Source organism: Nitrospira moscoviensis, assembly GCF_001273775.1.
GTDB lineage: Bacteria > Nitrospirota > Nitrospiria > Nitrospirales > Nitrospiraceae > Nitrospira_D > Nitrospira_D moscoviensis.
In genome coordinates, this window is the sequence record NZ_CP011801.1 from 415,277 (window position 1) to 429,766 (window position 14,490).

Sequence of the window (14,490 nt, forward strand, 5' to 3'; positions counted from 1 at the left end):
TCAGTTTGCATCACGACGGTTGCCGACCGCTTACTGTTTGCGGGTGTAGGTGATTTCCATCATTTTCATCTCTTTGCCGGAGTCTTTGCCATGGCCATGCGACCCATACATCTCAAAAATCTGGGTGTTGCTGTCGACGAGCTTCCAGATGGCGCGGTGATGCATCTGTCCTCCGCCCGGCTCCGGATGTGACCCTCGAAGGGTGATGGTCTTCCCGTCAGGGCTGCCCGTGCCTTCCATCATGAAAATCCCGGTGCCCATGGAATCCATCCAAGCGGTGACGTACTTCTTTTTCATGTTGTCGTATGCGTCGATGCCGATACCCGCGAATGGTTGTCCCATCATCTGACCGGTAAATTCCTGGTACAAAAAGCGCCCGTCCAACAACATTTTCATTTCCGCCGTGCCCTCGGATTCCGCCGGAGGCTTGCCGGGTTCCATCCACTCTTTGGTTTTGGTGGTCCAACTGCCGGCCAGGGTGGCGAACAGTTTGTGCGGTTCGCCAGGCGTCGCCAACTGCTTCCAGACCTCCATCATCGCCTGGGGATCCATCGGCTTCTCAGGCTTCTTCTCCTTCGCCAAAACCGGGGCAACAGTCAGGATGATGCACAGTGTGGTCACTGCCAAATATCGCATCTGCATGGTGGCCTCCTTTGATGGTGAGTGATGAGTGTAATCGAATCGTGTGATGTTGTCCTGCCTGTTACCTGCGTAAGGGAATGAGTGCGTGCGCTCCTTCTGCTCGTGCGACGGGCTCGGTACACTCACAGCTTCCCGGAGTCAGCGGTTCGCCCACGATGCGACTCGGTGAGCGCGCGGATCTAAAATCGTTCCAGTCTGGGCTCATGTCACACATATCGTGTGGTGGCGGCCCATCAACGGGCGCAGCGGCGCGTGCACCAAGTGCGCAAGCCGCGGGAACTCGCCCCGTCCAGCCCCGCTTGTGGGAGGCAGGCGTGCGGTTTGCTCGCTCAGCGCTGGTCGCCCCGTTCTTGAAAGCAATCAACCTTGTCGCACAGCTTCAATCACCGCGATGTCGATTTTTGTCATATCCATCATCGCATCGAAGGCGCGCCTGGCGGCGGCAGGATCGGAGTCGGTGATCGCCTTGGTCAGCGCCACCGGAGTGATCTGCCATGACACGCCCCATTTGTCCTTGCACCAGCCGCAGGCGCTTTCTTGGCCGCCGTTATTGACGATGGCGTTCCAGTAGCGATCGGTTTCGGCTTGGTCGGCGGTTGCGACTTGGAATGAAAAAGCTTCATTGTGCTTGAACGCAGGTCCGCCATTGAGGCCGATGCAGGGAATGCCCATGACGATGAACTCGACGAGCAACACGTCGCCTTTCTTCCCGGAGGGAAAGTCCCCCGGCGCGCGGTGGATCGCGCCAACGGCGGAATCGGGAAAAGTTTTGGCGTAAAACCGCGCCGCCTCCTCGGCATCGCCGTTGTACCAGAGACAAACTGTGTTCTTCGCAGGTTGTTTCGTCATGTCACTTCTCAATCGTGATTGATTTTGTCGTCATATCGTTGTTGGTCTTTGTGGTCACTGTTTATTTTTTGAGAACCTCCACCGTGATCAGCGGCCACCGAACGCCGAGCCCTTTCCCGGTTCCCAGGAATGACTTCATGCTGGAAAGTACGCGCGGCCGGCCCAATATTGACGGGCGAGTTTGGGTTTGGTGATGGCAGTCCACAGTCTGCTCGCCTTTTATCAATCAGGTTCGCGGTAGCCCTGAACTGGGTCTCTATGAATTAGTCGAACCAGTAGGCCTCAAATCGACAGCGTCGCGCAAGCCGATTCACTCCTGCTGTCGTCAATGGCGATAACAAATTTCCAACCGATTGCCGCTGGGATCTTCAAAGAAGACGGCGTAATAGATCGCTTCCTCCGGTTGAGGAATTTCATGCGAGGGGCCTTCGACGTTTCGGGCACCGGCCTGGACGGCGGCCGCCGCGAGACGGTCGACCTCCTGGATACTCTCTGCCCAAAACGCAATGCGGCACTCGTTCGCCGCATGGGTCGGAGACTCCGTGACGCCAAAAAATTCCATTGAACCATCCGAGCCTGGTGCTTCGAACTGGAGCCACTCTTCTATCGTCATATCCTGTGTGAATCCGAGCGCCGGGAGGAGCGCCCGATAAAAGGGCCGAGCTTCGGCTAGGCTGTGCACCCGAAGGTCCACGTGATCGAATCGACGCGGCATGGTTACGCTGTGGGTTGGATGGCGTTACTCCTTCCGGATGCTCACGCTTCCTGAGCAGTCGCGCTATTCTCTCGGCAAGCCCGTAATCTCTCGGAGCGGCCGGACTTCCACCGACCCAATGCGTGCGCCCGGCACGAGACCGGCGATGCGAATCGCGTCGTCACGATCCTTGGCATCGATCAGAAAGTAGCCGGCCAGTTGCTCATGGGTTTCGATGAAGGGCCCATCGGTGACGGTGGGTTTGCCGTCACGCACGCGCACGATCGCCCCGGTCGCGGCCGGTTGCAACGGCGATGCATGGACATACTGTCCCTTGCCGTTGAGTCGGTGGCAGAGCTGGATCGACTCCGCCAGCAACTGCGCACGAGTGGCCGCGCTCATCTTGGCAAAGGCTTCTTCATCGTGGTGAACCAGCAGCAGGTATTTCATATGAAACCTCGTGAAGGTCTCGGATAAGCTGTGAGCTATCAGACGTCAGCTGTCAGCGACCTCATAAGATAGTCGTCGCCGGCAGGCAAAATCGACAGGAGCGTCCGCCTCATCTCACGGGAATTGACTCGTTCCCGTAAGAGAGCGATATTCCATGCTTCTACGAACGGCTGGGCTTTCGGTTCGTCGAACGGCGCCGGTTCGGCCTGGGTGACTGCTGCGTCTACCGCCTAGATCGAAAGGAGAACACTATGAAGGTGATCGAGATCGCATTCACGTGCTATCCGGTTACGGACCTGCGGCGGGCTCGCCGGTTTTATGAAGAGGTGTTGGGTCTGAAGCAGTCGCGGTTCTTCGGCACGGAGGACGCTGGCTTCGTCGAATATGATATCGGTTCCGGTACGCTCGCCATCGGCAACGGCGCGCCGGAGTGGAAGCCCTCGCCGGGCGGCGGCTCGGCCGGACTCGAAGTGGAGGATTTCGACGGGGCGATCAAGCAACTCAAAGCGAGCGGCTGTCGCTTTCACCTGGAGCCGATGGAGACCCCGGTTTGCCATATGGCCGTGGTAGCCGACCCGGACGGCAATTCGGTGACGATTCATCGCAGGAAAGCGGGATGAACGTCCACCACCCCGGAGGCCATAGACATGGTCAGCATTGATCCACAGGGAGGACGATCATGCCCGCTTTACAGGTCTACGCTGGAAGCACCCTCTCGGCTGACCCGCTAGTCCGCCAGCTCCCTCAACCGCCGCTCCAGAAACCGCCGTTCCGGCTCTTGTTTCGTGAGGGTGAGGGCGCGCTCATAGGACGATCTCGCTTCCGAGTTTCTGCCCAGTCGTCGGCAGAGATCCGCGCGGGCGGAATGGAGCAGGTGATAGTCCGCAAGCTCGCCGCCTGCCAGGATACGGTCGATCAGTTCCAGCCCCGCCGCCGGCCCGTCGCGCATCGCGACCGCCACGGCGCGGTTCAATTCGACGATCGGGGACGGCTCCACCCGCATGAGAAGATCGTACAGGGCGACGATCTGCGCCCAATCGGTCTCGGTGGTGCTCGCGGCTTCCGCATGGACGGCGGCGATCGCCGCTTGCAACGTGTAGGGGCCGAACCGCCGCGACGACAGCGCCTGCTCCACCAGCACGATGCCTTCTCTGATGTGGTCGCGATTCCACCGCGCGCGGTCCTGCCGTTCCAAGAGAACGAGATCGCCGGTCTCCGACGTCCGCGCGGCGCGCCGGGATTCATGGAGCAGCATGAGAGCCACCAAACCCATGACCTCCGGCTCCGGCAACAGCTCCAACAGCAGGCGTCCTAACCGGATGGCTTCGCCCGACAGGTCGGCCCGCGTGAGGAACGGCCCGGACGAGGCGGAGTAGCCTTCGTTGAAGACGAGATAGATCACGTGGAGCACGGCGTCCAACCGCTCCCGCAATTCCGACGGCGGCGGCACTTCGTAGGGAATGCGCGCGTCGCGGATTTTCGCCTTGGCCCGTACGATGCGCTGGGCCAGGGTGGACGGGGCGGACAGAAACGCCCGGGCGATTTCCTCGGTCGTGAGGCCGCAGACTTCCCGGAGCGTCAGGGCGATTTGCGCCTCCGGTTTGAGCGACGGATGGCAACAGGTAAAGATCAACCGCAGGCGGTCGTCGTCGATGTGCTCGTCCGTCTGCTCCAGCGGATCGCTGGTGGTCGTCTCGATGTGTGTGGCGAGCTCCTGGAGCGAGGCGTCGTAGCGGGCCCGCCGTCTCATGCCGTCGATCGCCTTGAAGCGGCCGGCGGAGACGAGCCATGCTCGGGGATTGGCCGGCACCCCGTCACGCCCCCATTGCTCGACCGCCGCGGTAAAGGCCTCGTGAAGCGCTTCTTCGGCGGCGTCAAAATCGCCCAGCAATCGAATCAACGTGGCGAGGACGTGGCGCGATTCGGCGCGGTAGACGTCTTCCACCATCTGACGTGCGCGGTCGGTCGTCCCTTCGTCCACGGCCATCTCCCCATCACGCCTCCACCGTGACCTCGGTCGTCACCGAGTTCGCGATGAAACATTCGGCATGGGCCCGCTCATGCAGCTCCTTGAGCTGCTCCGGCGTCGGCGGCGTGGGCCCGCCGAACACCACGTGAGGACGCAGCACCACGCGGGTGATTGCGAGTTTGCCCTTCTGGTTCTTTTCCAGAACGCCCACGGCGCGATCTTCGTAGCGATCCACGACGAATCGTCTCTTGGCCGCCACCGCCAGGAAGGTCAGCATGTGACAGCTCGACAAGGCGGCCACGAGGGCTTCCTCTGGATTCACATGGGCGGGATTGCCCCGATAGGCCGGCGCAGCCGACGCCGCCACGCGCGTTCCGCCTTCGAAGGTCAGTACGTGATCCCGGTTATAGGACTCATACGTGAACGTCTCCGATTCCCGCTTCCATTCGAGCGCGATCTTGTGCTCCGACATACGTCGTCCTTTCTGTAGGGGCGCAGCGGTCCGTGAATGGGAAGGAAAATAACGGCCGGGGCTCGGGTTCGTCAACGAGCGCTGAGCGGGCTGGCATTTCTCCACGCCTCCGGCTACGCTCACCCGGCCACGCCATGGCCCAGGACGTCGGCGGGAGCATCGGACGCATGAGCGAATCCGGCGAAGGACCGAGAATCGTCGCGCGGTATCAGCTGACCGGCCGGGAAGCAGAGGCCCGCGCCGCCGCCGACCGCGTCTGCTTCGACCAAACGGTCGAGGCCGCCGAAGAGAGCCTTCCCCCCGGTCTGCGGGCGGAGGTCGTGGGCCGGATCGAAGCCTTTCGCCTCCTGTCACCCGCCCGCTACGAAGCCGCGATCAGCTATCCCGGTCGCCTGCTCGGCGGCCGCTGCGCCGGGCTCCTGAATCTCCTGTTCGGCACGAGCAGCCTGCGCGCCGGCGTCCGCTTGCTGTCGTTCGAGCTCCCCGATGAATTGCTGTTGAGATGGCGCGGACCGCGGCTCGGCATCCGAGGACTCCGGGACGCGACCGGCGTGCATGACCGGCCGCTGGTCTGTGCGGTGCTGAAGCCGCTCGGCCGGTCGCCGCGGGATCTGGCGGAGCTGGCCGCGCAGTTCACCCGTGGCGGCGTGGATCTGATCAAGGACGATCAAGGTTTAATGGACCAGTCGTTCTGTCCCTTCGACGAACGGATCGCGCGGTGCGCGGAAGCCGTGGCGCAAGGAGCCGCGGAGCGCGGGCGGCCCTGCCTCTATTTCCCGCATGTGAGCGGTGAACCGGAAGAGATGCGGCGGCGCGCGCGACGGGCCGTGGTGGCCGGCGCCGGCGGCCTGCTCGTGGCTCCCGGCCTGACCGGATTCGGTGCGCTCCAGGAGCTGGCCGACGACGAGGCGTGCGCCTTGCCCATCGCCAGTCATCCTTCACTGCTCGGCACATACGGGGTCGATCCGGACAGCGGGGTCGCGCCCGCCGTCCTGTACGGCCGGCTGCCTCGGCTCGCCGGCGCCGACATCTCGATCTATCCCACTTTTGGAACGGGCTACGCGATGACGAGGTCGGACTGTACGGCCGTCGCGGAAGCTTGCCGCGCGCCGTGGCGCCAGATCACAGCGACACTGCCGACCGCCGCCGGCCGGATCGCGGTGGAGCACGTGGCGGAATTGGGAGCGCTGTACGGACGGGACGTGCTGTTCATACTCGGGAGCCGTATCCAACAGGATCCGGCCGGCGTGGCCGCCGCCACAGGGCGATTCGTCCGCGAAATCGAACGGGCGGTCGGCTGATCGATCCGCCGGCGGGAGCCGGCTCAGTCCGCGCAGCCGAGCTCTTTCATCGGCCGCACTTCGACGCTCCCGATGCGGGCGGCCGGAAAACTCGACGCGATGCGGATCGCGTCGTTCAGGTCCCGCACGTCGAGCATCAAAAACCCGCCCAATTGTTCCTTCGTTTCGGCAAAGGGCCCGTCGGTGACCGAGGCCTTTCCGTTCCGGACCCGCACGGTCGTGGCGGTGTCCACCGGATGGAGCGGCGAGGCGGCGAGGAGTTGGCCGGCCTTCTGCAGCTTGTCGCAGTAGGCCATCGATTCGTCCGACAGGGCCTGCCGTTCGTCCTTCGGGATCGCGTTCAACACCGCTTCTTCGACATACACCAGACAAAGATATTTCATGACGGCTCCTTTTCCCGGCCCTCCGGCCGACGATGTGGTCATAGGATAGTCGTCGGGAGGCCCCAAAATCGACAGAACGTCGGCCCCCTTGCAACCGATTCGGCCTCCGTCCCATACTCGATTCCGCGATGTCCTCCTCGTCCGGCGAATCTCCTCTTCCACTTCACGGCCTTGAAGCCGATGCAGCGTTGCGTGCGATCCTCGAAGGCACGGCCACCGAAACGGGGCACGGGTTTTTTGCCGCGCTCGTGCAGAACCTGGCCAAAGCCTTGGGCACGCACGGCGCCTGGGTCACCGAATATTTTCCGGAGACCCGCCGGCTGCGCGCCTTGGCGTTCTGGATGGACGGCGGGTGGGTCAAGGACTATGAGGTCGATATCGCCGGCACGCCCTGCGAACGCGTGATCGACACGGCGCAACTGGTGCATTTCCCGGACCGGATTTTGGAGATCTATCCGCACGAAGAGGAACTGCGGCAAGCCGGTGCCGTCAGCTACATGGGTGTGCCTCTGCTGAACACGGACGGGACGATTCTCGGCCACATGGCGGTGATCGACCGGCGGCCGATTCCCGAAGAGCCGCGGGTCCATGCGATCTTTCGGATCTTCGCGGCGCGGGCGGCCGCGGAACTGCAACGGCTGCGGGCGGAAGCCGAGGTCCGGGCGCGTGAAGAAAAAGTCCGGCGGCTGCTCGGCAGCGCGATGGACGCCATCATCGAGTTGGACGATCACTTCCGCATCAGCAGCGTCAATCCGGCTGCGGAGAAGGTCTTTCAATGCCGATCGGACAGGATGATCGGGGAGGATTTTCGCCGCTTCATCGATCAGGAGGACGCCCGGCGGTTGGCGGGTCTCATCGCCGATCTGGATCGCCGGCCGCCCGGCCGGCAATTCTGTTGGGTGAGCGGAGGCCTGACCGCCCGCTGTCCGGAAGGATCGTCCTTTCCCGCCGAAGCCACCCTCTCGCGCTTCGAGGTGCGCCGGCAGAAATTCACCACGCTGATTCTCCGCAACGTCCGCGACCGGATCGAGGCCGAGCAGAAGATTCAGTCCCTGCAGACGGAGCGGGAGATTCTCCGTGAAGAGCTGGACGCGCTCCAGCGAGACGGCGCGCTCATCGGCGAGAGCCCGGCGCTCACGCAGGTGTTGCGGGACATCGCGCAAGTCGCGCCGACCGATGCCACCGTCTTGATCGCGGGAGAAACCGGCACGGGCAAGGAGCTGGTGGCCCGCGCCGTCCATGCCGCGAGCGCGAGGCGCGAACGGCCCTTGATCACCGTCAACTGCGCGGCGATTCCCGCCACGCTCATCGAAAGCGAGCTCTTCGGCCATGAGCCCGGCGCCTTCACCGGCGCCACCAAAAGACGCGAAGGCCGGTTTGCCCTCGCCGACAAAGGGACGATCTTCCTGGATGAAATCGGCGAGCTGCCGCTCGACTTGCAGCCGAAGCTGCTGCGCGTCTTGCAGGAAGGCGAGTTCGATCCGGTCGGCGGCTCGGCCACCAAGAAGGTCAACGTGCGCGTGTTGGCCGCCACCAACCGCGATCTCGCCAAGGCCGTCAAGGACGGGCGGTTCCGGGAGGATTTGTTCTATCGGCTGAACGTCTTCCCCCTCCGCCTTCCGCCCCTCCGCGAACGGGGCGACGACATCGTTCGCCTCGCCGCCGCCTTCGCCCAGCGGTTTGCCGCCAAAATCGGGCGTCCGCTCGCTCCGTTGACCGCCGATTGCGCCCGTCGGCTCAAAGCCTACGGCTGGCCCGGCAACGTGCGTGAGCTGCAGAACGTGATCGAGCGCGCCGTGATCACCGCCGCCGACGGGAAACTCAACTTGGATCGCGCCCTGCCGGAAGCTGCCGCTCCGCCGCCGATGCCGGCCGCCATGCAGGAACCGTCGGCAGGAGGCATCCGCACCGCCAAGGAGTTCGAAGAGCTGGAGCGCGCCAACATCCTGCGTGCCCTCGCCACGACCAACTGGAAGGTATCCGGCGAGGGTGGCGCCGCGCGACTGCTCGGCATGAATCCTTCCACCCTTTCCTCCCGCATGAAGGCCCTGAAGATTCACAAGCCCTCCTGACCGTCGCTGACCGCAACCGTTCCTTGCGAACATTCATGATCGCGCTCGTGAGTTTTCATGAATCACGAGATCTCACGAGCCCCCGCTTCCCGCCTCAGCATCTAACTCGTTGAATTGTCGCTCGTGCCGCTGCGTCGTGATCTGGCACTGATGCTGCTGTAGGGCATGGCATCGGTTCAACAGCGAAAGGAACGAGGCCATGAAACGGATGCAGGATCTCGGCTGGTGGTACTGGCTCGCGACGGTCAGCCTCCTCGGCGGCGGGTTGTTCGGCTGGCCCTGGGGCCTCTGCCTCGCGATGGCGCTCACGATCGTCCAGATCGGCCACGTGTTCTGGATCACCGGCGACGTCACCGCCTTCGCGCTCCAGGTCAGGGCGGCGTATCTGGCCATGCTCGTGGCCGGGCTGTGGGGGCCGTTGAAATGGCTCCACTGGATGCAGCTGATCGGGACGATCGCCCGGGTGGCGGCGGGCTACTGTTTTCTCGCGCGGAGTCTCTCGCTCGCCCCGTGGAACCGGCGGTACCCGCTGTCGTGGGACTTGGTGAAGCGCACCTACTTCGCGGCCGCGGCGGCCGTGCCGCCGTGCGGGGCCGTGTTCCGCCGGATGTCGCTGGAGCGGGTGTGATCATGCAATGGGACTGGTTCTGCCGGAATGCCGACCGGCTCTTGTTTCGGCAACTCACTCATCACCGTGATGGAGAAGGAGGAACTGTCATGTCACAAGCCACGATCAACACAGTCGTCAACGGCGTCGATGTGGAGCGGATGGGCGCCACCGTACAGGCGGTCCAGCAAAATCCCACCCTGGCCGCATTTCAATTCCGCGCGGCGAATCGCTGGATCACCGGCGGCCACAATCGCTCGACGATCCAAAGCTTTTACGGCGCGGGGCAGGAAGACACGGTCCGCACGCAGCCGTTCGTCCTGGACGCCGACGAGCCGCCGGTCCTGCTCGGCGAGGATCATGGAGCGAATCCGGTCGAATACGTGCTCCATGCCTTGGCCGCCTGTTTGACCACGTCGCTGGTCTATCACGCCGCGGCGCGCGGCATTCGCATCGAGTCCGTGGAGTCGCGGCTGGAAGGGGATCTCGATCTGCGGGGCTTTCTCGGGCTGTCCGATACCGTCCGGCGCGGCTACCGGCAAATCCGTGTCCACTTCGCGATCAAGTCGGATGCGCCCGCGGAGCAACTGAAAGAGTTGACCACGTTCTCGCCGGTCCACGACATCGTGTCCAATCCGGTGCCCGTGCAGATTACGATCGAGTCGCGGTAATCGGTTCGGCCCGGGCACCCATGGGGATGCCCGGGCTGCTTCCATTCAGAGAGCGGCGCACCGGTGTGGGCGGGGTGGCGAGGTCAGGCGTGGATGTCCTGTCGTTGCCGCTGTGTGACCACCCGGCGGATCGTATCGCAGACCAGATTGAAGGCCGTGCCCTTCGACAGATAGGCCGCCGCGCCCGCCTCGTACATCAGCTGCTCCAGCTTCGGATCTTCGTGCATCGAGAGGCCGATGATCGCGACGTCGGGCCTGAGTTGAGTGATCTGCCGCGTGGCGTCGATGCCGTTGAGCCGCGGCATGTTGATGTCCATGAGCACGACGTCGGGGCGCAGGCTGCCCGCCAATTCCACCGCCATTTCGCCGTCGACCGCCTCGGCCACGACCTCGTAATCCTTCTCGCTCTCGATCATGCTGCGTAGCCCCTGCCGCATGATTTGGTGATCGTCCACGAGCAGCACCCGGATGCGGGCCGCCGAGCGGTCCGGCGGTGAGGCGGCCGCCGGCTCGCCGGCCAGGCCGCTGTCCGGTGCAACGGCGTGCTCGACCCGGTCCACCGTGCGGAGCGGCAAGAGAATCGTCACCCGGGCTCCGCCGCCCGGCACGGACGCGGCGCGCATGAAGCCGCCGGCGACGGCGAGTTGTTCCCGCAAATTGAAGAGCCCGAACCCTCCGTCCTGGGTGGGAGACGTCCGGCTGCCCGCGCGGAATCCCATGCCCCGATCGCGCACCTGCATGGCCACGTACCGGCCGAGCCGGCGGATCCGGACCGTCGCGGACGTCGTGCCCGAATGTTTCAGCACGTTGAAGAGCAGCTCATGTAAGGACTGATGGGCGATGCGCAACGCGTCGGGATCCAGCGGCTTGGGCCTCCGGTCGTCGGTCACCGTGACCGTAAGGCCGTGTCGTTCGAGCTTGGCCGTGACCCACTGCACGGCCGCCGCCAGGTCGCCCTCGTTCCCCAAGGTGGGTGGGCGCAGATCGCTCATCAGCTCGCGCGTGTAACTCAGCGCTTCCTTGAGCAAGCCGGTGACGGACATCAGAGCCATCTGGAGGGCGGCCGGCGCCGTGCGCTGCAAGGCCGCCAGCTTCATATGGCACAGGGCCAAGGTCTGGGCGAGGTTGTCGTGCAGTTCGGTCGCCAGGCGCTGGCGCACCTGTTCTTCGATCTTCCGCAGTTGCGCCGCCAGGGATTGGAGCCGCGCCTGGTAGCTCAACAGAGCCTCCGTCCGCTGCTTGCGTTCCGCGATCGCCAGACAGGTGAACACGTAGCTCGTCCGGTTGCCCGCCTCTTCCAACGGAAAGGCCGAGCATTCCACATCCAACGGGGCGCCATCTTTTCGCCGAAAGACCTGCTCCGTGCCTGTCCCGCCGCGGCCGGTCTCCAACACACGCCTCACCAGACACGGCTCCGCAGGGCAACAGTGGGAATCTTCCGGTGGATGGAGGACCTCATGCAGCGGGCGATGCAGAAGCTCGTCCGCTTCGTACCCCAGCATGGCGGCGGCCGCCCGATTGATGAAGGTGCAGCGGCCGTCTTGGTCCAGCCCGAAGATCCCCTGGTCCGTCGTTTGGAGCAGGAGATGGTACTGCGCCTCGGCCGACGTAGCCTTCAGCCGTTCGGCTTGGGCCAAGTCGCATTCGCGACGGAGGCGTCGCTGCATCCAGATCAATAAATAGAAGATCGGCGACAGAATCGCCAGACCGATGGTCCCGATCCGGAGATGATAGGTCTGGATCGGGGCGATCAGCGCCTCGGTGGGCATGCGCACGAGCACGGTCCAATGAAAGGGGTCCGCCTGTCCCCATCCGCGCGTGAGGCTGTACCCGGTCATGACGCGGATGTGGCGCCGCAGATGGTCTTCTTCGATATAGCCCGGCTCCCCGCCTTTGCTCAACTCGAAGGAGGGCAGGTGCAGGGCGGCGATATTCATGCGCCCCTTGTGCAAGAGGTCCGAATCGATGTAGGCGATCCCGTCGTTGTCCAGCACTTGATATTCGATGTTGGCCAGCATGGAGTGACGGCCCTGCAAACTGCGGATCGTTTCCACGGCGATGGCTTCCAGGACCGGGATGGACACGCGGCTGGTGATCGCCCCTTGAAAGGACCCGTCCTGATCGTAGAGGGCCGCTGAAATGGCGATCGTATCCGGCGCGCCGTGCTCCGTGACAAACGCGTCGACCCCGCCCATGAACATGGCATCGGGTTTCACGGCCGCCCGCGCATGGATCTCCTCGAACCAGGTCGCGCGGCTCACGTCGGTCCCCTGCATCGTCGGCGGAGAGGCGGCCACGATGCGCCCCGATCGATCCGCTACGCCGAGCCAATGATAATTGCCATAGGTCTCCCGCATGCGGTCCAGATACGTCTGGACGAACTGGGGGTCGCCGTGAGAGGGGGACGATAAGATGCCGGCCATGATGCGCATGTCGGCATAACGCTCGAAGACCATCCGATCAAATTTGATGGCGATCTCCGAGGCGCCCAGTGCCAGCGCTTCGCCGGCCGTCTGGAGAAGGGCCCGTTCCACGTATCGCCAGCCGATGACCCAGGTAGCCACCGTCACCAGGGCGATCGCGGCAATGAGAAACGGCAAGCGGAGGTAGGCCCGCATCGGTGGATGAGAATCAGAGAGGTACCGCACGGCACGGAGGCTGTACGTGAAATGCGGCCCACTAGCAGCTAGGAAAACCCCTAGTTTCACGGCCGGGCCGGCGATCCTCGCCCGTCGCGCCTGCCGAAGAGCGGGTCAGCGCGGCGTGATGTCGGCTGTCATCACAGTGTAGAGAGTGCGGCTTGGTTACGGGGATCCGGGAAGAAGCGCGGTGCCCTTGCGGCTTTCGGGAGGACGTGAGGTCGGCGCGCCGCCGGCTCACATCCTCCCGCCGACTCCTATTTCACCGTGAATTCTGAGATCATGCCCTCGGCAAAATGCGGTTGGCCGGTCTTCTGATCGGGGAAGAAACACATCAAGGCATAACGGCCGGGCTCGAACGTCGCCGTAAAAAATGCCCGGCGGCCGCGGTCAAGGCCGACCAGCCCGCCGGCCAGGCGCCCGGGTGGAGGACCGGACGCGCCCGGCTCGAAGGACGCGATGAAGTCCTTGACGGAGGCGCCCGGCTCCAGTTTCACCACGACCACTTCATGCGGCTGCGTGCCGCCGTTGTTCACCTGGATGGTCTGTGTCCCCGCCGTGATCGGCTTGGACAGATCGAAATGAAAATCCCGCGGCGTCATGATCAGGTCGGGAATCGGTTCGGACGTCGACACCGTGCGCACGGGCACCACGGTGAACGGCTTGGTCATGCCCAGCATGACATGCGGCACGCCCTGTCTGTCGGGAATGATACACAGCACCATATAATGGCCGGCGTCCAGGTTCATGGTCGCCGAGGCTCGCTCCCCCGGCATCACCCCGTTCGGGCCTCCGGCGAAATTGACCCATCCCGGCCAGTGCACCGGGTCGGCCTTCATAGCCGACACGAAATCTTCCACCGTTTTCTCGGCGGCGAGCTTCACGATCTGGGCGTGGTGGACGTCCTGCCCGTGATTGACGATCTCGACCGTGGTCATCCCGGCCGGAATCCGATCCGGACCGGTGTACCCGTGATCGTGGGCGACAAACTGGACCGGAGCGCCGGCCTGCCGTGGCGCCGCCGCTCCCTGGCCGGCCTCGGCCGGATTCAGCATCGCGGATCCCACAACGGACAAGCCGATCAACATGGCAGACAATGACGCGCGTGACATAGGAACCTCCTTCCGTCTTCCACGGCCGGGTGAATCATGGATGCCTGCGGGCCGGTGCGGCCTTCACCGTCCGACAAGCGAACGCTAGCATGGGGGGCGGCGCGGCGGTTCCTAAGAATGTGCTATCGTGGCCTTAATTTTTTCTTAAACGGGCTCAGGATTGGACCGTTCCATGATTCCGCCGAGCATCGTCGAGCTGCTGCAAACCGGTGTGTCCGTCGTGGTCGGGACGAGGGATGCCGCCCTCATGCCGGAGTGCACCCGCGCCTGGGGCATTCAAGTCGGAAAGGACCGGGCATCCGTCACGATCTTTCTGACGGAAGCCATTTCGCAGCAGACGCTGCGCAATCTGAAGGACAACGGCCGGATCGCCGTCAGCTGTACCAGGCCGACGGACCACGTGGCTTGCCAAGTGAAGGGCATCGTTCGCAAGATACGGTCCGCCACCAAACGGGAAGCGGAACACAGCCGGGTGTGGCATCGGGAATTTGCGGGAGAACTGGTCGCCATCGGTGTACCGGCTGCCCTGTGCGAAGCCTGGATCACCGAGCCGGCCTTGGCCGTCGAAATCGACGTCACGGAGGTCTACCATCAGACCCCGGGTCCCGGAACCGGGGAGAGAGTGTAGC

The 14,490-nt window shown here is 63.9% G+C and carries 15 protein-coding genes; 6 read left to right on the top strand and 9 right to left on the bottom strand.

The window, feature by feature from the left end:
* Positions 1-30: 30 nt before the first annotated feature.
* The 4 genes from NITMOv2_RS02035 to NITMOv2_RS02050 form a co-directional block, all read right to left on the bottom strand.
* Positions 31-642, bottom strand: coding sequence for a DUF1579 domain-containing protein (locus tag NITMOv2_RS02035; protein WP_238590437.1), 612 nt, complete (start codon positions 640-642; stop codon positions 31-33).
* 360 nt (positions 643-1,002) lie between these two features.
* Positions 1,003-1,491, bottom strand: coding sequence for a VOC family protein (locus tag NITMOv2_RS02040; RefSeq protein WP_053378306.1), 489 nt, complete (start codon positions 1,489-1,491; stop codon positions 1,003-1,005).
* Between the two features lie 325 nt (positions 1,492-1,816).
* Positions 1,817-2,206, bottom strand: a complete 390-nt coding sequence (locus NITMOv2_RS02045; RefSeq protein WP_053378307.1) for a VOC family protein — start codon at positions 2,204-2,206, stop codon at positions 1,817-1,819.
* Between the two features lie 63 nt (positions 2,207-2,269).
* Positions 2,270-2,635: a YciI family protein gene (locus NITMOv2_RS02050; RefSeq protein WP_053378308.1), complete on the bottom strand. Its 366-nt coding sequence runs from the start codon at positions 2,633-2,635 to the stop codon at positions 2,270-2,272.
* Between the two features lie 251 nt (positions 2,636-2,886).
* On the opposite strand from NITMOv2_RS02050, the gene NITMOv2_RS02055 reads away from it, so the two are divergent.
* Positions 2,887-3,255 carry a VOC family protein gene (locus tag NITMOv2_RS02055; protein WP_053378309.1) on the top strand — a complete coding sequence of 123 codons (369 nt, stop codon included), beginning with the start codon at positions 2,887-2,889 and terminating at the stop codon, positions 3,253-3,255.
* A 107-nt stretch (positions 3,256-3,362) separates the two neighbouring features.
* On the opposite strand, the gene NITMOv2_RS02060 is transcribed toward NITMOv2_RS02055, so the two are convergent.
* Entirely contained in the window at positions 3,363-4,583 is a 1,221-nt protein-coding gene (locus NITMOv2_RS02060; protein WP_420799886.1) for an RNA polymerase sigma factor, read from the bottom strand.
* Positions 4,584-4,629: 46 nt separating this feature from the next.
* A complete protein-coding gene (locus NITMOv2_RS02065) occupies positions 4,630-5,076 on the bottom strand; it encodes an OsmC family protein (protein WP_053378310.1) in 447 nt (148 codons plus the stop codon).
* Positions 5,077-5,243: 167 nt separating this feature from the next.
* Between NITMOv2_RS02065 and NITMOv2_RS02070 the strand changes: the two genes are divergently transcribed.
* Positions 5,244-6,377, top strand: a complete 1,134-nt coding sequence (locus NITMOv2_RS02070) for a RuBisCO large subunit C-terminal-like domain-containing protein (RefSeq protein WP_187299336.1) — start codon at positions 5,244-5,246, stop codon at positions 6,375-6,377.
* Between the two features lie 23 nt (positions 6,378-6,400).
* Here NITMOv2_RS02070 and NITMOv2_RS02075 read toward each other — a convergent pair whose 3' ends face one another.
* Positions 6,401-6,760 (bottom strand): YciI family protein, encoded by a 360-nt coding sequence (locus NITMOv2_RS02075; RefSeq protein WP_053378312.1) that lies wholly within the window; start codon positions 6,758-6,760, stop codon positions 6,401-6,403.
* Positions 6,761-6,948: 188 nt separating this feature from the next.
* Here NITMOv2_RS02075 and NITMOv2_RS02080 point away from each other — a divergent pair, with 188 nt between their 5' ends.
* The 3 genes from NITMOv2_RS02080 to NITMOv2_RS02090 all read left to right on the top strand — a co-directional run bounded on the left by NITMOv2_RS02080 (position 6,949) and on the right by NITMOv2_RS02090 (position 10,110).
* The gene (locus NITMOv2_RS02080; protein ID WP_202967299.1) at positions 6,949-8,832 is read left to right on the top strand and encodes a sigma-54 interaction domain-containing protein; all 1,884 of its coding nucleotides are present in this window, start codon (positions 6,949-6,951) and stop codon (positions 8,830-8,832) included.
* 199 nt (positions 8,833-9,031) lie between these two features.
* On the top strand, positions 9,032-9,460 hold the full coding sequence (locus NITMOv2_RS02085) for a hypothetical protein (protein ID WP_053378314.1): 429 nt from the start codon (positions 9,032-9,034) through the stop codon (positions 9,458-9,460).
* 89 nt (positions 9,461-9,549) lie between these two features.
* Entirely contained in the window at positions 9,550-10,110 is a 561-nt protein-coding gene (locus NITMOv2_RS02090) for an OsmC family protein (protein WP_053378315.1), read from the top strand.
* 83 nt (positions 10,111-10,193) lie between these two features.
* Here NITMOv2_RS02090 and NITMOv2_RS02095 read toward each other — a convergent pair whose 3' ends face one another.
* On the bottom strand, positions 10,194-12,728 hold the full coding sequence (locus NITMOv2_RS02095) for a response regulator (RefSeq protein ID WP_053378316.1): 2,535 nt from the start codon (positions 12,726-12,728) through the stop codon (positions 10,194-10,196).
* A 278-nt stretch (positions 12,729-13,006) separates the two neighbouring features.
* Complete coding sequence (locus NITMOv2_RS02100) at positions 13,007-13,861, bottom strand: cupredoxin domain-containing protein (protein WP_145976136.1); 855 nt, start codon at positions 13,859-13,861, stop codon at positions 13,007-13,009.
* 172 nt (positions 13,862-14,033) lie between these two features.
* Between NITMOv2_RS02100 and NITMOv2_RS02105 the strand changes: the two genes are divergently transcribed.
* Positions 14,034-14,489, top strand: a complete 456-nt coding sequence (locus tag NITMOv2_RS02105; protein WP_053378318.1) for a pyridoxamine 5'-phosphate oxidase family protein — start codon at positions 14,034-14,036, stop codon at positions 14,487-14,489.
* Position 14,490 lies beyond the last annotated feature (1 nt).